At 45.2% G+C, this 18062-nt stretch carries 33 protein-coding genes; 29 read left to right on the top strand and 4 right to left on the bottom strand.

Annotated features, from left to right (window positions below):
- Positions 1-8: 8 nt before the first annotated feature.
- The 29 genes from tuf (at position 9) to rplQ (ending at position 15213) form a co-directional block, all read left to right on the top strand.
- Complete coding sequence (tuf, locus tag SWOO_RS24065; protein WP_012327261.1) at positions 9-1193, top strand: elongation factor Tu; 1185 nt, start codon at positions 9-11, stop codon at positions 1191-1193.
- A 407-nt stretch (positions 1194-1600) separates the two neighbouring features.
- The gene (rpsJ, locus tag SWOO_RS24060; protein WP_005503530.1) at positions 1601-1912 is read left to right on the top strand and encodes a 30S ribosomal protein S10; all 312 of its coding nucleotides are present in this window, start codon (positions 1601-1603) and stop codon (positions 1910-1912) included.
- A gap of 24 nt (positions 1913-1936) precedes the next feature.
- A complete protein-coding gene (gene rplC / locus SWOO_RS24055) occupies positions 1937-2575 on the top strand; it encodes a 50S ribosomal protein L3 (protein WP_012327260.1) in 639 nt (212 codons plus the stop codon).
- Positions 2576-2591: 16 nt separating this feature from the next.
- Positions 2592-3197 carry a 50S ribosomal protein L4 gene (gene rplD, locus SWOO_RS24050; protein WP_012327259.1) on the top strand — a complete coding sequence of 202 codons (606 nt, stop codon included), beginning with the start codon at positions 2592-2594 and terminating at the stop codon, positions 3195-3197.
- On the top strand, positions 3194-3493 hold the full coding sequence (rplW, locus tag SWOO_RS24045; RefSeq protein WP_012327258.1) for a 50S ribosomal protein L23: 300 nt from the start codon (positions 3194-3196) through the stop codon (positions 3491-3493). Before rplD ends, rplW begins: the two co-directional genes overlap by 4 nt.
- Before the next feature lie 16 nt (positions 3494-3509).
- Positions 3510-4337 carry a 50S ribosomal protein L2 gene (gene rplB / locus SWOO_RS24040; RefSeq protein ID WP_012327257.1) on the top strand — a complete coding sequence of 276 codons (828 nt, stop codon included), beginning with the start codon at positions 3510-3512 and terminating at the stop codon, positions 4335-4337.
- A gap of 11 nt (positions 4338-4348) precedes the next feature.
- On the top strand, positions 4349-4627 hold the full coding sequence (gene rpsS, locus SWOO_RS24035) for a 30S ribosomal protein S19 (protein ID WP_006083596.1): 279 nt from the start codon (positions 4349-4351) through the stop codon (positions 4625-4627).
- 15 nt (positions 4628-4642) lie between these two features.
- Entirely contained in the window at positions 4643-4975 is a 333-nt protein-coding gene (gene rplV / locus SWOO_RS24030) for a 50S ribosomal protein L22 (protein WP_012144645.1), read from the top strand.
- 9 nt (positions 4976-4984) lie between these two features.
- Positions 4985-5674, top strand: coding sequence for a 30S ribosomal protein S3 (gene rpsC / locus SWOO_RS24025; RefSeq protein ID WP_012327256.1), 690 nt, complete (start codon positions 4985-4987; stop codon positions 5672-5674).
- 11 nt (positions 5675-5685) lie between these two features.
- Complete coding sequence (rplP, locus tag SWOO_RS24020; protein ID WP_012327255.1) at positions 5686-6096, top strand: 50S ribosomal protein L16; 411 nt, start codon at positions 5686-5688, stop codon at positions 6094-6096.
- Positions 6096-6287: a 50S ribosomal protein L29 gene (gene rpmC / locus SWOO_RS24015; RefSeq protein ID WP_012144642.1), complete on the top strand. Its 192-nt coding sequence runs from the start codon at positions 6096-6098 to the stop codon at positions 6285-6287. The genes rplP and rpmC overlap by 1 nt, the downstream gene beginning before the upstream one ends.
- On the top strand, positions 6287-6535 hold the full coding sequence (rpsQ, locus tag SWOO_RS24010; protein WP_012327254.1) for a 30S ribosomal protein S17: 249 nt from the start codon (positions 6287-6289) through the stop codon (positions 6533-6535). The genes rpmC and rpsQ overlap by 1 nt, the downstream gene beginning before the upstream one ends.
- 179 nt (positions 6536-6714) lie before the next feature.
- Complete coding sequence (gene rplN / locus SWOO_RS24005; protein ID WP_012327253.1) at positions 6715-7083, top strand: 50S ribosomal protein L14; 369 nt, start codon at positions 6715-6717, stop codon at positions 7081-7083.
- Positions 7084-7094: 11 nt separating this feature from the next.
- Entirely contained in the window at positions 7095-7409 is a 315-nt protein-coding gene (gene rplX, locus SWOO_RS24000) for a 50S ribosomal protein L24 (RefSeq protein ID WP_012327252.1), read from the top strand.
- Between the two features lie 12 nt (positions 7410-7421).
- Entirely contained in the window at positions 7422-7961 is a 540-nt protein-coding gene (rplE, locus tag SWOO_RS23995) for a 50S ribosomal protein L5 (protein ID WP_012327251.1), read from the top strand.
- Positions 7962-7971: 10 nt separating this feature from the next.
- Positions 7972-8277, top strand: a complete 306-nt coding sequence (rpsN, locus tag SWOO_RS23990) for a 30S ribosomal protein S14 (RefSeq protein ID WP_012327250.1) — start codon at positions 7972-7974, stop codon at positions 8275-8277.
- A gap of 24 nt (positions 8278-8301) precedes the next feature.
- Entirely contained in the window at positions 8302-8694 is a 393-nt protein-coding gene (rpsH, locus tag SWOO_RS23985) for a 30S ribosomal protein S8 (RefSeq protein ID WP_012327249.1), read from the top strand.
- A 10-nt stretch (positions 8695-8704) separates the two neighbouring features.
- On the top strand, positions 8705-9235 hold the full coding sequence (rplF, locus tag SWOO_RS23980) for a 50S ribosomal protein L6 (protein ID WP_012327248.1): 531 nt from the start codon (positions 8705-8707) through the stop codon (positions 9233-9235).
- 10 nt (positions 9236-9245) lie between these two features.
- Positions 9246-9596, top strand: coding sequence for a 50S ribosomal protein L18 (gene rplR / locus SWOO_RS23975; protein ID WP_012327247.1), 351 nt, complete (start codon positions 9246-9248; stop codon positions 9594-9596).
- Between the two features lie 13 nt (positions 9597-9609).
- Positions 9610-10116 carry a 30S ribosomal protein S5 gene (rpsE, locus tag SWOO_RS23970; protein ID WP_012327246.1) on the top strand — a complete coding sequence of 169 codons (507 nt, stop codon included), beginning with the start codon at positions 9610-9612 and terminating at the stop codon, positions 10114-10116.
- A 6-nt stretch (positions 10117-10122) separates the two neighbouring features.
- On the top strand, positions 10123-10305 hold the full coding sequence (gene rpmD / locus SWOO_RS23965; protein WP_012327245.1) for a 50S ribosomal protein L30: 183 nt from the start codon (positions 10123-10125) through the stop codon (positions 10303-10305).
- A 2-nt stretch (positions 10306-10307) separates the two neighbouring features.
- A complete protein-coding gene (gene rplO, locus SWOO_RS23960) occupies positions 10308-10742 on the top strand; it encodes a 50S ribosomal protein L15 (RefSeq protein ID WP_012327244.1) in 435 nt (144 codons plus the stop codon).
- A gap of 7 nt (positions 10743-10749) precedes the next feature.
- The gene (gene secY, locus SWOO_RS23955; RefSeq protein ID WP_012327243.1) at positions 10750-12090 is read left to right on the top strand and encodes a preprotein translocase subunit SecY; all 1341 of its coding nucleotides are present in this window, start codon (positions 10750-10752) and stop codon (positions 12088-12090) included.
- Positions 12091-12113: 23 nt separating this feature from the next.
- Complete coding sequence (gene rpmJ / locus SWOO_RS26175) at positions 12114-12227, top strand: 50S ribosomal protein L36 (protein WP_011758355.1); 114 nt, start codon at positions 12114-12116, stop codon at positions 12225-12227.
- A 114-nt stretch (positions 12228-12341) separates the two neighbouring features.
- Positions 12342-12698 (top strand): 30S ribosomal protein S13, encoded by a 357-nt coding sequence (gene rpsM, locus SWOO_RS23950; protein WP_012327242.1) that lies wholly within the window; start codon positions 12342-12344, stop codon positions 12696-12698.
- A gap of 14 nt (positions 12699-12712) precedes the next feature.
- Positions 12713-13105 carry a 30S ribosomal protein S11 gene (gene rpsK, locus SWOO_RS23945; protein WP_012327241.1) on the top strand — a complete coding sequence of 131 codons (393 nt, stop codon included), beginning with the start codon at positions 12713-12715 and terminating at the stop codon, positions 13103-13105.
- A gap of 36 nt (positions 13106-13141) precedes the next feature.
- Entirely contained in the window at positions 13142-13762 is a 621-nt protein-coding gene (gene rpsD / locus SWOO_RS23940; RefSeq protein ID WP_012327240.1) for a 30S ribosomal protein S4, read from the top strand.
- 24 nt (positions 13763-13786) lie between these two features.
- A complete protein-coding gene (locus tag SWOO_RS23935; RefSeq protein ID WP_012327239.1) occupies positions 13787-14776 on the top strand; it encodes a DNA-directed RNA polymerase subunit alpha in 990 nt (329 codons plus the stop codon).
- 38 nt (positions 14777-14814) lie between these two features.
- Positions 14815-15213, top strand: a complete 399-nt coding sequence (gene rplQ / locus SWOO_RS23930) for a 50S ribosomal protein L17 (RefSeq protein ID WP_012327238.1) — start codon at positions 14815-14817, stop codon at positions 15211-15213.
- 731 nt (positions 15214-15944) lie between these two features.
- Here the strand turns inward: rplQ and ccmE are convergent.
- From ccmE to ccmB, 4 genes are read right to left on the bottom strand one after another with little or no spacing between them, the layout of a single operon-like run.
- Entirely contained in the window at positions 15945-16430 is a 486-nt protein-coding gene (ccmE, locus tag SWOO_RS23925) for a cytochrome c maturation protein CcmE (RefSeq protein WP_012327237.1), read from the bottom strand.
- Positions 16427-16627, bottom strand: coding sequence for a heme exporter protein CcmD (gene ccmD, locus SWOO_RS23920; RefSeq protein ID WP_012327236.1), 201 nt, complete (start codon positions 16625-16627; stop codon positions 16427-16429). Before ccmD ends, ccmE begins: the two co-directional genes overlap by 4 nt.
- A complete protein-coding gene (locus SWOO_RS23915; RefSeq protein ID WP_012327235.1) occupies positions 16627-17373 on the bottom strand; it encodes a heme ABC transporter permease in 747 nt (248 codons plus the stop codon). Before SWOO_RS23915 ends, ccmD begins: the two co-directional genes overlap by 1 nt.
- A 1-nt stretch (position 17374) precedes the next feature.
- Positions 17375-18061, bottom strand: coding sequence for a heme exporter protein CcmB (gene ccmB / locus SWOO_RS23910; RefSeq protein WP_012327234.1), 687 nt, complete (start codon positions 18059-18061; stop codon positions 17375-17377).
- Between the last annotated feature and the right edge of the window lies 1 nt (position 18062).

Genomic DNA, 18062 nt, shown 5'->3' with positions numbered 1-18062 from the left:
AATATATCGTGGCTAAAGAAAAATTTGAACGTAGTAAACCGCACGTAAACGTAGGTACAATTGGTCACGTCGACCATGGTAAAACTACTCTTACAGCAGCTATCTCAGCTGTATTGACTAAGACTTACGGTGGTGAAGCTCGTGACTTCGCACAGATCGATAACGCTCCAGAAGAGCGTGAGCGCGGTATTACAATTAATACTTCTCACATCGAATATGACACTCCATCACGTCACTACGCACACGTAGATTGTCCTGGTCACGCCGATTATGTTAAAAACATGATCACTGGTGCTGCTCAAATGGACGGCGCGATCCTAGTAGTTGCTTCTACAGATGGTCCAATGCCACAGACTCGTGAGCACATCCTGCTTTCTCGTCAGGTTGGCGTACCTTTCATCATCGTATTCATGAACAAGTGTGACATGGTTGATGACGAAGAGCTTCTAGAGCTAGTAGAGATGGAAGTTCGTGAACTTCTTTCTGAGTATGAATTCCCAGGTGATGACCTACCAGTTATCCAAGGTTCTGCACTTAAAGCTCTTGAGGGCGACGCAGCATGGGAAGCTAAGATTCTTGAGCTTGCAGAAGCACTAGATACTTACATTCCAGAGCCAGAGCGTGCAATTGATGGTGCATTCATTCTTCCAATCGAAGATGTTTTCTCAATCTCAGGCCGTGGTACAGTTGTAACTGGTCGTGTTGAGCGCGGTATCATCAAAGTTGGTGAAGAAGTAGAAATCGTTGGTATCAAAGATACTACTAAGACTACTTGTACTGGTGTTGAGATGTTCCGTAAGCTTCTTGACGAAGGTCGTGCTGGTGAGAACTGTGGTGTTCTTCTACGTGGTACTAAGCGTGAAGACGTTGAGCGTGGTCAAGTACTTGCACAGCCAGGTTCAATCACTCCACACACAACTTTCCAGTCAGAGATCTACGTTCTGTCTAAAGAAGAAGGTGGACGTCACACTCCATTCTTCAAAGGCTACCGTCCACAGTTCTACTTCCGTACAACTGACGTAACCGGTACTATCGAATTGCCAGAAGGCGTAGAGATGGTAATGCCTGGTGATAACGTACAGATGACTGTAACGCTAATCTGCCCAATCGCGATGGACGAAGGTTTACGCTTCGCAATCCGTGAAGGTGGTCGTACAGTTGGTGCTGGTGTTGTAGCTAAGATCATCGCTTAATCGCGATACTCTTTACTAAACATCCAAAAAGGAAGCTTCGGCTTCCTTTTTTTATGCCTAAATTATATGTCTGAACTATTTATGTGTAGAGAAGACGAATGCGTAAAAATAAATAAAAACAAGCTGGTATATTCAGTAAATACTCGTATAATGCCGCCAGCTAAATAGTGAGTTAATGACACTTGTTGTTAATTCAAACAACGGGGTTGATCTGGTAATAGAAATCAGTATAATAGCCCCTCGCCTTAACCATTAGGCGAAATACTTTGTCTACCTTTAAGGTTTGACGTTAAAAAATACAGCGACTCCGATTGTGAGTCGAACGGTTAAATCATCTCGCTCTGCTTTTCTAAATAGAAGAAGCTAGAGGGTGATTTTTTATGTGTCCATTTTAGGAGCTCTGGTCAATGCAGAACCAAAGAATCCGTATCCGCTTAAAAGGATTTGATCATCGTTTGATCGATCAGTCTACTGCGGAAATCGTTGAAACTGCTAAGCGTACAGGCGCACAGGTTCGTGGTCCAATTCCACTACCAACGCGTAAAGAACGTTATACCATTTTGACTTCTCCACACGTTAATAAAGATGCGCGTGATCAGTACGAACTTCGTACTCATAAGCGTCTTGTTGATATCGTTGAGCCAACTGAGAAGACTGTAGATGCACTTATGCGTCTAGATCTTGCAGCTGGTGTTGACGTTCAAATTAGCTTGGGTTAATTGAGCTTAGAAGAGGTTTGAGAGATGGCTATCGGTCTTATCGGTCGTAAAGTGGGTATGACACGCATCTTCACTGAAGATGGTGCTTCTATCCCAGTAACAGTAATTGAAATCGCAGCTAACCGCGTAACTCAGGTGAGAACCTTAGAGACTGACGGTTACCGTGCACTTCAAGTGACTACTGGTACTAAAAAAGCTAATCGCATCACTAAGCCAGAAGCTGGTCACTTTGCTAAGGCGGGCGTTGAAGCCGGTCGTGGTTTGTGGGAAGTTCGTTTGGCAGATGATGAAGGCGAAGGCATTGAAGTTGGTGCTGAGCTAAATGTTGATATCTTCGCTGACGTAGCGAAAGTTGATGTTACAGGTCAATCTAAAGGTAAAGGTTTCCAAGGCGGTATTAAGCGTTGGAACTTCCATGCACAAGATATGACACACGGTAACTCACTGGCACATAGATCCAACGGTTCTATCGGTCAAAACCAAACACCTGGTCGCGTTTTCAAAGGTAAGAAAATGTCAGGCCACATGGGTGCAGAGCGTGTTACCACTCAGAATCTAGACGTTGTACGTGTAGATGCAGAGCGTAACTTGCTATTGGTTAAGGGTGCTGTTCCGGGAGCCACAAATGGCAACCTGATCATCAAGCCTGCCGTTAAAGCTTAGGTCTGAGGAGATAGTAATGGAATTGGTATTGAAAGACGCACAAAGTGCTCTTGAAGTTTCCGAAACTACCTTCGGCCGTGACTTTAATGAAGCACTGGTTCATCAGGTAGTTGTAGCATACGCTGCAAACGCGCGTCAGGGCACTCGTGCTCAAAAGACTCGCGCAGAAGTTGTTGGTTCTGGCAAAAAGCCATGGCGCCAAAAAGGTACTGGCCGTGCACGTGCTGGTACTGTTAAAGGCCCAATCTGGCGTGGCGGTGGCGTAACATTCGCTGCTAAAGCTCAAGATCACAGCCAAAAAGTAAACAAGAAGATGTACCGCGGAGCGCTGAAAAGCATTTTCTCTGAGTTGGTACGTCAAGACCGTCTAATCGTGGTTGAGTCGTTTGGTGTTGAAGCTCCTAAAACTAAAGAGCTTAAAGCTAAACTGGCTGAAATGAACCTGGAAGACGTGTTGATTGTTACTCCAGAAATTGACGAGAACTTGTTCTTGGCTGCTCGCAACTTGTACAAAGTTGACGTACGTGACGTAGCTGGTATCGATCCAGTAAGTCTAATCGCGTTCAACAAAGTACTAGTAACTGCCGATGCTGTTAAGCAAATCGAGGAGATGCTGGGATGATAAGCCAAGAACGTTTGCTAAAAGTTATTCTTGCACCACATATCTCTGAAAAGAGTACTGTTTGTGCAGAAAATGACAACACGGTAGTTTTCCGTGTAGCTATCGACGCAACTAAAGCTGAAATTAAGGCTGCAGTAGCTCAATTGTTCGAAGTTGAAGTTGATTCAGTTCGCACTCTAGTTAACAAAGGTAAGACCAAGCGTACCGGTGCCCGTATGGGTCGTCGTGTAGATTGGAAAAAGGCCTATGTTACTCTAGCTGCCGGTGCTGAAATCGATTTCGTCGGCGCTGAGTAAGCAAAGGAGAATTATCATGGCAATTATTAAGTGTAAGCCAACTTCTGCCGGTCGTCGTCACGTAGTTAAAGTGGTGAATACTGACCTGCATAAGGGTAAACCTTTTGCTGGCCTGTTGGCTAAGAAGTCAAAAAGTGGTGGCCGTAATAATACTGGCCGTATCACAGTTCGTCACGTAGGTGGTGGACACAAGCAGCATTACCGTATCATTGATTTTAAACGTATCAAAGACGGTATCCCTGCAAAGGTTGAGCGTTTGGAATATGATCCAAACCGCACAGCTAACATCGCACTTGTTTTGTATGCTGATGGTGAGCGTCGTTATATCCTTGCTGCTAAAGGCATGCAAGCTGGTGATAAGATCCAGTCTGGTATCGATGCTGAAATCAAAGTGGGTAACGCTTTGCCATTACGCAACATCCCAGTAGGTAGTGTTGTACACGCAGTTGAAATGAAGCCTGGTAAAGGTGCTCAGATCGCTCGTTCAGCAGGTACTTATGTACAAGTTGTTGCTCGTGATGGCGAATACGCTACTCTACGTCTTCGCTCTGGCGAAATGCGTAAAGTACCGGTTGATTGCCGCGCGACAATGGGTGAAGTTGGTAATGCCGAACACATGCTACGCCAGTTAGGTAAAGCAGGTGCTAAACGCTGGAGAGGCGTACGCCCAACAGTTCGTGGTGTTGCAATGAACCCAATCGACCATCCACATGGTGGTGGTGAAGGCCGTACTTCTGGTGGCCGTCATCCTGTTTCTCCATGGGGTGTTCCAACTAAGGGTTATAAGACTCGTAGTAACAAACGCACCGACAAGTACATCGTACGTCGTCGCAATAAAAAGTAAGAGGATTCGCCATGCCACGTTCTCTCAAGAAAGGTCCATTCATTGACCTGCACTTGCTGAAGAAGGTAGAGAAAGCGATGGAAGCGGGAGACAAAAAGCCTATTAAGACTTGGTCTCGTCGCTCTATGATCATCCCTAATATGATTGGGTTGACCATCGCTGTCCATAATGGTCGTCAGCACGTACCTGTGTTCGTAACTGACGAAATGATCGGCCACAAGCTTGGTGAATTTTCACCAACTCGCACTTATCGCGGCCATGCTGCAGATAAGAAAGCGAAGAAGCGTTAATACGGGAGGAATAAGATGGAAGTTTTAGCTAAACATCGTTTTGCCCGTACGTCGCCTCAAAAGTGTCGTTTGGTTGCAGATCAAATCCGTGGACTGCCTGTTGCTAAGGCTCTCGAAATACTAACTTTCAGCCCTAAAAAAGCTGCAGTACTTGTTAAAAAAGTACTGGACTCTGCAATCGCTAATGCTGAGCACAACGAAGGTGCTGACATTGACGAGCTAAGAGTTGGAGCCATTATGATCGATGAAGGTCCAACTATGAAGCGTATCATGCCACGTGCCAAAGGCCGTGCTGATCGCATAATCAAGCGTACCAGCCACATTACTGTGGTTGTATCAGATCGCTAGGAGTTAGCAATGGGACAGAAAGTACATCCTAATGGTATCCGTCTGGGTATCACTAAGCCTTGGATCTCGACCTGGTACGCTGACAAGTCAGACTATGCCAATAACTTAACTAGTGACTGGGAAGTGCGTAAGTTTCTTGAAAAGAACCTTAAGCAAGCTTCAGTCTCTAAGATTGTTATCGAGCGTCCAGCAAAGAGTGTTCGCGTTACTATTCACACTGCCCGTCCAGGTGTTGTGATTGGTAAGAAAGGTGAAGACGTTGAAAAGCTACGCAACGCAGTTGCTAAGCTGACTGGTATTCCAGCTCAAATCAACATCGCTGAGATCCGTAAGCCTGAGCTAGATGCAAAGCTTGTTGCCGAAGGCATCGCTTCGCAGCTAGAGCGTCGTGTTATGTTCCGTCGTGCTATGAAGCGCGCAGTACAAAATGCAATGCGTCTTGGTGCTAAAGGTATCAAAGTTGAAGTTAGCGGCCGTCTAGGCGGTGCTGAGATTGCGCGTTCTGAGTGGTATCGTGAAGGTCGTGTACCTTTGCATACACTGCGTGCTGATATCGACTATTCGACTGCAGAAAGTCACACTCAATACGGTGTGATTGGCGTCAAAGTTTGGGTCTTCAAAGGTGAAGTTCTAGACGGCGTGCTACCTGCACACGAAGAGCCGAAACAGCAGCCGAAGCGTAAGCCTCGCGGTAAATAGGAGAGCTGGCAATGCTGCAACCAAAACGAATGAAGTTTCGTAAAATGTTCAAAGGCCGCAACCGTGGTCTTGCGAACGGCACTGAAGTTAGCTTCGGTGATTTCGGTCTGAAGGCTGTTGGTCGTGGTCGTTTGACTGCGCGTCAGATCGAAGCTGCACGTCGTGCGATGACACGTCACATTAAACGTCAAGGTCAAATCTGGATCCGCGTTTTCCCTGACAAGCCAATTACCTCTAAGCCTCTTGAAGTGCGTATGGGTAAAGGTAAGGGTAACGTTGAATACTGGGTTTGCCAGATTCAACCAGGTAAGGTTCTTTATGAGATGGATGGTGTATCAGAGGAGTTAGCTCGTGAAGCTTTCGCTCTTGCTGCTGCCAAACTACCTCTTAAGACTACCTTTGTAACTAAGACGGTGATGTAATGAAAGCGAGCGAACTAACAGAAAAGAGCGTTGAAGAATTGAACGCTGAACTGCTTGGTCTGCTGCGTGAGCAGTTTAATCTGCGTATGCAACACGCCACTGGTCAGTTGACTCAGACTCATCAGCTTAAAATCGTGCGTCGCAACATTGCGCGCGTTAAGACCATTATTACTTCTAAGGCGGGTGCATAATGTCTGATACTATCCGTACTTTGCAGGGTCGTGTACTTAGCAACAAGATGGACAAGTCTATCACTGTAGCTATTGAGCGTAAGGTTAAGCATCCTTTATACGGGAAGTTCCTTAAGCGTACTACTAAGATCCATGCACATGACGAACAAAATCAGTGTAATGCTGGCGATGTCGTGACTATTCGCGAATGCCGTCCGCTGTCTAAGACTAAGTCTTGGACTCTGGTTGAAGTAGTGACTAAAGCTTAATTTTATTAAGCTTTTACCGAAACGGCTCCTTCCAATGGAGCCGTTTTTATTTTAATACTATCTATTCCTAAAATCGGGTGTTATACTTGCGCGCCAATTTTGACAAAAGATTCGTCAAAAGTTGGACAAATAGTAGCCCCAATGTGGGGATGTGAAGTAACGTTAGCGGAGCATTTACAATGATCCAAATGCAATCGACTCTAGATGTTGCCTGCAACAGTGGCGCTCGTAGAGTTCAGTGTATTAAGGTCTTAGGTGGATCTCACCGTCGTTATGCCGGTATCGGCGATATCATCAAGGTTTCTGTTAAAGAAGCTATTCCTCGCGGTAAAGCGAAGAAAGGTGATGTTTATAGCGCGGTTGTAGTTCGTACTAAGAAAGGCGTTCGTCGTCCAGACGGTTCTGTCATTCGCTTCGATCGGAACGCAGCAGTTTTGCTTAACGCAAACAATGCACCGATTGGTACTCGTATCTTTGGCCCAGTGACGCGTGAATTGCGTACAGAACAATTTATGAAAATTGTTTCTCTGGCCCCTGAAGTACTGTAAAGGAGCTTCAAATGGCAGCTAAAATCCGTCGCGAAGACGAAGTAGTAGTACTAGCAGGTAAAGATAAAGGGAAACGTGCAAAAGTTTCTCAGGTTCTTCCTACTGGTAAATTAATTGTTGAAGGCGTTAATCTTGTTAAGAAACACCAGAAGCCAAACCCACAATTGGGCGTAGCTGGCGGTATTGTTGAGCAAGAAGCACCGATACAAGCATCAAACGTAGCGATTTTCAACTCTGCCACTGGCAAAGCTGATCGCGTAGGTTTCCGACTAGAAGACGGTAAGAAAGTTCGTTTCTTTAAGTCTAACAGTGAACTCGTTAAGTAATTGGAGTAAACGATGGCGAAACTGCATGATAAATATCAAGAGACTGTTAGCCCTGAACTTCAAAAGAAGTTTGGTTTTACCAGTGTCATGCAAGTCCCTCGGATTGAGAAAATCACCCTTAACATGGGTGTTGGCGAAGCAGTAGCAGATAAGAAAGTTATGGAGCATGCGCTTCGTGACATGACTGCTATCGCAGGTCAAAAGCCAGTAGTGACTGTAGCTCGTAAGTCAGTGGCTGGTTTTAAAATCCGTGAAGGCTACCCGATAGGCTGTAAGGTTACACTGCGCGGTGAGCGTATGTGGGAATTCTTAGAGCGTTTAGTTGATATCGCAATCCCGCGTATTCGTGATTTCCGTGGCATGAGCACTAAGTCGTTCGATGGCCGTGGTAACTACGCAATGGGTGTACGTGAGCAAATCATCTTTCCAGAGATCCAATACGATAAAATCGATAAGATCCGCGGTATGGATATTGTAATCACTACTTCTGCGAAGAATGACGAAGAAGGCCGAGCTCTGCTTGAAGCCTTTAACTTCCCATTCAAGAAATAAGGGTAGCGTAATGGCAAAAAGTTCAATGAAAGCACGTGAAGTAAAACGTGCCAAGCTCGTGGCTAAGTTCGCTGAAAAGCGTCTAGCTCTTAAGGCTATCATTAACAATCCAACTACATCTGATGATGACCGTTGGGATGCAGTTCTTAAGTTGCAAGGTCTACCACGTGACTCTAGCGCAGCGCGTCAGCGCAATCGTTGTAGTCAAACTGGTCGCCCACATGGTTACTTACGTAAATTCGGCTTAAGCCGTATTAAATTACGTGAAGCTACTATGCGCGGTGAAGTTCCTGGTCTACGCAAGGCCAGCTGGTAACCACTTGTCACGGAGTAAGCTTATATGAGCATGCAAGATCCTATAGCGGATATGTTAACCCGTATTCGTAATGGCCAAGCTGCTAAACACGTTTCAGTAACTATGCCTTCTGCTAAGCTAAAAATCGCTATCGCGAAAACGCTTAAAGAAGAAGGTTATATCACTGACTACGCCGTAGCAGATGAAGCCAAGCCTGTTCTTGAAATCACTTTAAAGTATTTCCAAGGTCAGCCAGTCGTTGAGACTATCCAGCGCGTTAGCCGTCCTGGTCTTCGTATTTACAAAGGTAAAGACGAACTACCAAAGGTTATGGGCGGACTGGGTGTCGCTATTGTGTCCACTTCTAAAGGTTTGATGACTGATCGTACTGCCCGCCAAAATGGCATGGGCGGGGAAGTTATCTGCTACGTAGCATAAGGAGCTAGCAATGTCTCGTGTCGCAAAAGCACCAGTCGCTATCCCTGCAGGCGTAGAAGTGACTTTAAACGAACAAACTATCACCGTAAAAGGTACTAAAGGTAGTTTGACTCGAGTAATTAACACTGATGTTATCGTTGTTGTTGAAGATAACGAAATCAAGTGTAGTTCTGTTGAAGGCGTTAAAACTAACGCTCAAGCAGGTACAGCTCGAGCTTTAATCAATAACATGGTTGTTGGTGTTACAGAAGGTTTTGAAAAGAAACTTCAGTTAATTGGTGTTGGTTACCGTGCGAAAATCGCTGGTAACGGCGTTGATTTAACTCTAGGTTTCTCTCACCCACTAGTACACGAACTCCCAGACGGCGTATCAGCTGTTTGTCCTTCTCAAACTGAAATCGTACTTACTGGTACTGATAAGCAGCTTGTAGGTCAAGTAGCAGCTGAGATTCGCGGCTACCGTCCACCAGAGCCTTACAAAGGTAAAGGTGTTCGCTACGCTGACGAACAAGTACGTCGTAAAGAGGCTAAGAAGAAGTAGGTAACGCGATATGGATAAGAAAACATCTCGCTTGCGTCGCGCACTACGCGGTCGTAAGAAGATCCAAGAGCTGGGCGTTAACCGTCTGGTTGTACATCGTACACCACGTCACACCTATGCTCAGGTAATTAGCCCTGATTCACAGGTTTTGGCGTCAGCTTCTACTGCTGAGAAAGCGGTAACAGAGCAGCTAAAGTACACAGGTAACGTTGATGCAGCTAAAGTAGTGGGTAAAACCGTTGCTGAGCGTGCTATCGAAAAAGGCGTAACTGTAGTTGCATTCGATCGTTCCGGTTTCAAGTATCACGGCCGTGTTGCTGCTCTAGCAGACGCCGCTCGTGAAGCTGGCCTCAAGTTCTAAGGAATGATGAAAAATGGCTAAATTTGAAGCTCAACAGCAAAAAGACGATCTGCAAGAGAAATTAGTTGCAGTAAATCGTGTTTCTAAAGTAGTTAAAGGCGGACGTATCTTTAGCTTCACTGCACTAACTGTAGTCGGTGATGGTAATGGTAAAGTTGGCTTTGGCTATGGTAAAGCGCGTGAAGTACCTGCAGCAATTCAGAAAGCGATGGAAAAGGCTCGCCGTAACATCGTTTCTGTTGAATTGAACAATGGTACTCTGCACCACCCTGTAAAGGGCCGTCACACTGGTTCGCGTGTATACATGCAGCCAGCATCAGACGGTACCGGTATTATTGCCGGTGGCGCAATGCGTGCCGTATTGGAAGTAGCAGGCGTTCATAACGTTCTGTCGAAAGCATACGGTTCTACTAACCCGATCAACATCGTTCGCGCAACTGTCGATGCGTTGGTGCACATGAAGTCACCATCACAAATCGCAGCTAAGCGTGGCCTGAATGTTGATGAAATTCGAGGTTAATGCACCATGGCTACTAAAACAATTAAAGTAACTCAGACTAAAAGTTCTATCGGCCGCTTACCAAAGCACCGTGCGTCTCTATTAGGTCTAGGTCTACGCCGTATTAATCACACTGTCGAAGTTGAAGATACTCCTTCTGTTCGCGGTATGATTAACAAGGTTTACTACATGGTTAAGGTGGAGGATTAATAATGCGTTTAAATACTCTATCTCCAGCAGCAGGCTCTAAGTCAGCTGCTAAGCGTGTAGGTCGCGGTATCGGTTCAGGCACTGGTAAAACTTGTGGCCGCGGTCACAAAGGTCAGAAGTCTCGTTCAGGCGGCGGTGTTCGCATCGGTTTCGAGGGTGGTCAAATGCCACTTAAGATTCGTTTGCCTAAGTTTGGTTTTACCTCGCGTAAAGCGATGGTTTCAGCCGAAGTTCGTATTAGTGAACTAGCTAAAGTTAACGGTGATGTTGTCGATTTGAGTACACTGAAAGATGCGAATCTTGTTACTCGCAACATACAGTTTGCTAAAATCGTTCTTTCAGGTACCATTGAGCGCCCAGTGACCGTAAAAGGTCTTAAGGTAACCAAAGGTGCACGTGCAGCTATTGAAGCTGCCGGCGGAAAGATCGAGGAATAATACGTCGATGGCAAAACCAGGACTTGATTTAAAAAGCGCGAAAGGTGGATTTTCAGAACTGAAGACTCGCCTCCTGTTCGTGATTGGTGCAATTATCGTCTTTAGAGCCGGTTCGTTTGTACCAATTCCTGGTATTGACGCTGCTGTATTAGCAGAGCTGTTCAATCAGCAGAAGGGGACCATCCTAGGCATGTTTAACATGTTCTCTGGTGGTGCCCTTGAACGTGCTTCTATCTTTGCATTAGGTATCATGCCGTATATTTCGGCGTCGATTATCATGCAACTATTGACTGTGGTACACCCAGCATTAGCCGAACTGAAAAAGGAAGGCGAATCTGGTCGTAAGAAGATCAGTCAATATACACGATATGGCACATTGGTCCTGGGTACATTCCAGGCAGTCGGTATCGCAACAGGTTTACCAAACTTAGTTCCAGGTTTAGTAGTAAATCTTGGATTTGGTTTTTACTTTGTTGCTGTTGTGAGTCTAGTGACAGGAACTATGTTCCTTATGTGGCTAGGTGAGCAGATCACCGAACGAGGCATAGGAAACGGTATCTCGATATTAATTTTCGCAGGTATTGTTGCTGGCCTACCATCTGCTATCGGCCAAACGGCTGAGCAGGCGCGTCAAGGTGACTTGAACGTACTCGTATTGTTGTTGATTGCTGTTATTGTATTTGCCGTAACTTATTTCGTTGTATTTGTGGAACGTGGTCAGCGTCGTATCGTCGTTAACTATGCTAAGCGTCAGCAGGGCCGTAAGGTGTTTGCAGCGCAGAGTACACATCTACCTCTGAAGATAAACATGGCAGGCGTAATACCACCAATTTTTGCGTCGAGCATCATTTTGTTCCCAGGCACACTGGCTCAGTGGTTTGGTCAAAATGAGTCCTTATCATGGTTAAGTGATTTTTCACTTGCTGTGTCACCAGGACAGCCGCTCTACTCATTATTGTATGCGTCAGCAATCATCTTCTTCTGTTTCTTCTATACTGCGTTGGTGTTCAACCCGCGTGAGACAGCAGATAACTTGAAGAAGAGTGGTGCGTTTATTCCCGGGATCCGTCCTGGAGAACAGACTTCGCGTTACATTGATAAAGTTATGACTCGCTTGACATTAGCTGGCGCATTGTACATTACCTTTATCTGTTTAATTCCGGAGTTCATGTTAATTACGTGGAAAGTACAGTTCTATTTTGGCGGTACTTCACTACTTATTATGGTAGTCGTAATCATGGACTTCATGGCTCAAGTTCAGACCCATATGATGTCTCATCAATATGAATCTGTAATGAAGAAAGCTAACCTAGTTAACAAAGCGAATTTAGATCGCTTTGGTCGCTAAGAAAGTTTTCTCGGAGTGATGAAATGAAAGTTCGAGCTTCCGTGAAGAAGATCTGCCGTAATTGCAAGATCATCAAACGTAGTGGCGTTGTACGCGTGATTTGTGTTGAACCTAAACACAAACAGCGTCAAGGCTAACAACATTTGTTCAGCCCTGTTCGGGCTGAACAAAATTTTATTTGCAAAACCGTTATCTGTCGAGTATCCTACCGGGCTTTTCACAGATAACCATTAACTATTTAGGAGTGCATAGTGGCCCGTATCGCTGGCATTAACATTCCTGATCATAAGCATACCGTCATTGCATTGACTGGTATTTTCGGCATCGGCCGTACTCGTGCTAGAGCAATCTGCGCGGCTACTTCTGTTGCTGAAGACGCTAAGATCAAGGAATTGAGCGAAGCTCAAATTGATACACTACGCGAAGCAGTTGCCGAATACACTGTAGAAGGTGATTTGCGTCGTGAAGTTTCCATGAACATCAAACGTCTTATGGACCTTGGTTGTTACCGTGGAATACGTCACCGTCGTAGCCTGCCTCTTCGTGGGCAACGTACAAAGACCAATGCGCGTACGCGTAAAGGTCCACGTAAACCAATTAGAAAGTAACGGGGTAATCCAATATGGCTAAAAGTCCGTCACGTTCTCCGCGTAAGCGTGTACGTAAACAGGTTGCTGATGGCATGGCTCATATCCATGCTTCTTTCAACAACACAATTATTACCATTACTGATCGTCAAGGTAATGCACTATCTTGGGCAACTTCTGGTGGTTCAGGTTTCCGTGGTTCACGTAAATCTACTCCTTTTGCTGCACAGGTTGCTGCTGAGCGTGCAGGTGTTGCTGCTCAGGATTACGGTGTTAAAAACCTTGAAGTTTTTGTAAAGGGTCCAGGTCCAGGGCGCGAATCTGCGATTCGTGCACTAAACTCGGTTGGTTATAAGATAACTAACATTACCGATGTGACGCCTATCCCTCATAATGGTTGTCGTCCTCCTAAGAAGCGTCGCGTATAACTCGTCGTTTTTAAATAGGATAGTTGGAGAAAGAACATGGCAAGATACTTGGGTCCAAAGCTCAAGCTCAGCCGCAGAGAAGGTACAGACCTTTTCCTAAAAAGCGGCGTGAGAGCAATCGATTCGAAGTGTAAGCTTGAAACTGCACCTGGACAACACGGCGCTCGTAAGACCCGTCTGTCTGAGTATGGTGTTCAGCTACGCGAGAAGCAAAAAGTTCGTCGTACTTACGGTGTGCTAGAAAAGCAATTCCGTAACTACTACAAAGACGCTGCACGTACTAAAGGTAACACTGGTGAGAACCTACTTACTCTTTTAGAAACCCGTCTTGATAACGTTGTATACCGTATGGGCTTCGGTGCTACACGTGCAGAAGCACGTCAGCTAGTAAGCCATAAGTCTATTATGGTAAACGGCAGCGTTGTTAACATTCCATCATTCAAAGTGTCTGCGAATGATGTAATTAGCATTCGTGAGAAGTCTAAGAAGCAAGCACGTATTATTGCTGCTTTGGAAGTTTCTTCTCAACGCGAAAAGCCAACATGGGTTGAAGTTGATAACACTAAGATGGAAGGTGCTTTCAAGCGTCTACCAGAGCGTAGTGATTTATCTGCGGAAATTAACGAACAGCTCATCGTCGAACTTTACTCTAAGTAAAGTTAATACAAAAGAGAGGACACAATGCAGGGTTCTGTTACAGAATTTCTTAGACCGCGTCTCGTTGATATCGAGCAGGTTAATCCAACACGTGCCAAAGTTACACTTGAGCCGCTAGAACGTGGTTTCGGTCACACTTTAGGTAACGCGTTGCGTCGTATCCTATTGTCGTCAATGCCAGGCTGCGCGGTAACCGAAGTAGAGATCGATGGTGTACTGCATGAATACAGTAGCAAGGAAGGCGTTCAAGAGGATGTTCTTGAGATCCTACTAAACCTTAAAGGTTTAGCAGTAGTGGTCGAAGGAAAAGACGAAGCTATGCTTACGTTAAGTAAGTCAGGCGCAGGCCCTGTTACTGCAGCAGATATCACGCATGATGGTGATGTTACCATCATGAATCCTGACCATGTTATCTGTCATTTGACAGGTAATAATGATGTCAGCATGCGTATCCGTGTAGAGCGTGGTCGTGGTTATGTACCGGCATCAGCCCGTGCACAAACTGAAGACGACGAACGCCCTATCGGCCGCTTGTTGGTGGATTCTTCATTCTCGCCAGTAGCACGTATAGCCTACAATGTAGAAGCTGCACGTGTTGAACAGCGTACTGACTTAGATAAACTCGTTATTGATATGACCACAAACGGTACTATCGATCCTGAGGAAGCTATCCGTCGCAGTGCAACCATTTTAGCTGAACAGCTAGATGCGTTTGTTGAGCTTCGTGATGTTACTGAGCCAGAGTTGAAAGAAGAGAAGCCGGAGTTCGATCCGATTTTGCTACGTCCTGTCGACGATTTAGAGCTAACTGTACGTTCAGCTAACTGTTTGAAGGCTGAAGCGATTCATTATATCGGTGATCTGGTACAACGTACTGAAGTTGAGTTGCTTAAGACTCCTAACCTAGGTAAGAAGTCTCTTACTGAAATTAAGGATGTTTTAGCGTCTCGCGGACTGTCGTTAGGTATGCGTCTTGAAAACTGGCCTCCAGCTAGTTTAGCAGACGACCTTTAAGTCCAGATCTGTACAGAATTAGGTAATAAGGATTAGTCATGCGCCATCGTAAGAGTGGTCGTCAACTGAACCGTAACAGCAGTCATCGCCAAGCTATGTTCCGTAACATGGCTAGCTCATTAGTCCGTCACGAAGTGATCAAGACTACTGTTGCTAAAGCGAAAGAACTGCGTCGCGTAGTTGAACCTCTAATAACACTTGCTAAGAGTGATAGCGTTGCAAACCGCCGTTTGGCATTTGCTCGTACTCGCGACGCTGAAGTCGTAGGTAAGTTATTCAATGAATTGGGTCCACGCTACCAGGAACGTCCTGGTGGATATACCCGTATCCTTAAGTGCGGTCTACGTACTGGTGATAAAGCGCCTATGGCGTATATTGAACTAGTTGGTCGCCCAGAAGATGCTGAAGCTGTTGAAGCTGATGACTCTGCTGAGTAATTAAGGTTTTCATTGTAAAAAAGCCGGGCATTAGCCCGGCTTTTTTTATGCCTGAAATAGTCGTTCCAACTGCCCATGATTTAATGAATGACATTAATCATTCCATTCCTAACTGTGTATCACCTCTCGGAGCATCGAAGCTCTTTATTCATGTGCTGCATTTATTAAAAGCACAAAGTCTAATTTAAGGCTCCTATTGTAATGCCTATCAGAGCGCGGGCTTTGCACAATATTTACGATAGGTGTTTCACTGTTGTTGAACTGCATTAGAAACTTTCGGTGTGTTTTTCGGAGGTGTTTTCGGTAGTATCGAGTCCAAAAATACAATGATAGTTTCAGCTCGCTCAAACAGCTTGTAAAGCAACTTAACCGCATCACTACCACACATATGCTATTAGATTGAATTCATAGCGCTGTTGGCCCTCTAAGGCTCTTCAGCTATATATTCAGAGGCTCTCTTGTCTCTAAAGTGGAAATAGCCGTATCTATGTTCACTTCCTAGTATAGATACCATATCTCTATTGTCGTTTTCCCCATAGGTATTCTTGGTATAACTCTCAAATAAGAATGCTAGCTGCAAGAAGGTTGTACTGCACAAGTAAAAGTATAACGAGGAGGTAATAGACTAGTTAGCTTTGCCAAAGCCTTTCTATAGGTACAAATTAGACGGGATGGTATTGCAAGCTAGGCACAAAAAAGGCCTCGACTGAGGCCTTTTAGGTTAGTAGGGCTTAATAACCCGATTTTTGCTCTGCATTGTAGTCTAGCTTTTCATGGCTTTGACCCATGGCTTCAGCGACTTCAGGGGGCATGTAATTTTCATCATGCTTAGCGAGAACTTCGGTTGCTTCTAGTTTACCGCCTTCAATTAGCACGCCTTGAGCGACAATACCTTGCCCTTCACGGAATAGATCCGGTAGCAGATCATCATAAGTGACAATCACTTCACCACCGGCAGCATCGTGGACAGCAAACTCCACATGTAAGCTATTGGGATCACGAACCATAGAGCCGACAGTTACCATGCCACCAACACGGATGCGTTGACCGACTTCAGGCTTAACCCCTGTATCTTTCTTGCCTTGTACTATCTCTGTTGGCGTATAAAACAGGTTTAGATTTGAATTTAACGCATACAGTAGAAGTGATGCGATAGCGGCAACGCCACCAATTAAAGCTGTAGCGAGAGCGAGTCTCTTTTTACGTCTGGCATTCACTGTTGATTACTCCGGTTTGCTTTTAAACGATCTTCACGTTGTATCTTCTTCGCTATTTCAGTTAACACCTTTCTTTTCTGGCGTAAACTTGAAATGACTAGAGTACCTAATGAAAAAAATGTCACACCATAAGCTAGCCAAACATAAAAGGCGTAGCCACCCATATTGAAAAAATCTGCTAATGAATCGAACTGCATTATTTGACTCCTTCGGTCATAGCTAGTTCCCTTACCCAAGGGCGCATACTATTTCTTGCGAGAATTTCTGCTCTGAAGCGTACCAAGGTGATAGCCCCTATCATAAGACCAAAGCCTAGAATATTAATTAGTAATGGGTATAGCATCTCTGCCGCCATTGAAGACTTCTCTGTTATCTTAATCGTGGCTGGCTGATGTAGCGAGTTCCACCACTCCACAGAGTATTTGATAATAGGAATGTTAATTACACCGACTATTGCAAGAATACCTGCTGCACGCGCTGCAAGTACTTTATCTTCAAACGAAGCATAGAGAGCAATCACACCTAAGTACAAGAAGAGTAGTACAAGTTCTGATGTTAGACGTGCATCCCATACCCACCAAGTTCCCCACATAGGCTTGCCCCATGTAGCGCCAGTGATTAGGGCGATAAAGGTGACAACGGCGCCTATTGGTGCGATTGCAGCTGCTGCCCAATCGGCTGATTTTATCTGCCATACCAAGCCGATAAATGCTGAGGTTGCCATCGCCATATAGGCTGACATTGACATGGAGGCAGCTGGGACATGGATAAAGATGATTCGGTAACTGTCACCTTGTTGATAATCGACAGGAGCGAAGGCGAGCCCCCACACAGAGCCAATACCAATCAAGGAGATTGCGAGCATGGAGAACCATGGCAAAAGTTTTCCTGAGAGATTATAAGCGCGCTCTGGATCCGCGTAACTATGTAGCCATTTCCACATCTTAGTTAGTACTCACTCTTAACGAAGCACCTATTGCAAAGGGTGCCAATATTAATGAACCGACCAGCATCGCACCAATAATCGCGAGATGACCGCTATAGGGTAAATTAAGACCAGCTGCATCAATTGCCGTGGTGGCAAATATGAGCACTGGAATATACAAAGGTAAGATTAATAGGCTTAGTAATACACCGCCTTTATGTAAGCCTACCGTAAGTGCTACACCTATGGCGCCAAGTAGGCTCAATACAGGTGTGCCAAGTGCTAAGGTCGCAATGAGTGCTCCGTAGCTGTTACCGTCTAAATGCAAAAGCACTGCTAATAATGGCGCCACTAAAATGAGTGGAACACCTGTTAAAAGCCAGTGTGCCAATACCTTTGCCAGTACCATTAAAGGGAGTGGCTGAGGGCTTAATAACATCTGCTCTAAGCTGCCATCGGCATAGTCAGCTTTGAACAGTCGCTCCAGTGACAACATGGAGGCGAGCAAGGCTGCGACCCAGATAACACCTGGTGCAACTCTTGATAGTACTTGAGGCTCTGGGCCTATACCTAGCGGGAACAATGTCACTACTAAGATAAAAAACAGTAAAGGGTTAAATATGTCCCCTTTGTGTCGAATAGCAATCTGAAGATCACGCTTTAAAAGCGTGAAAAATGCCTGTCTGAAACTGATGCCTTTTTTCATT

Source organism: Shewanella woodyi ATCC 51908, assembly GCF_000019525.1.
Lineage (GTDB): Bacteria > Pseudomonadota > Gammaproteobacteria > Enterobacterales > Shewanellaceae > Shewanella > Shewanella woodyi.
Note: the sequence above shows the minus strand (reverse complement) of the source record. Positions and strands in the feature narration are given on the sequence as shown.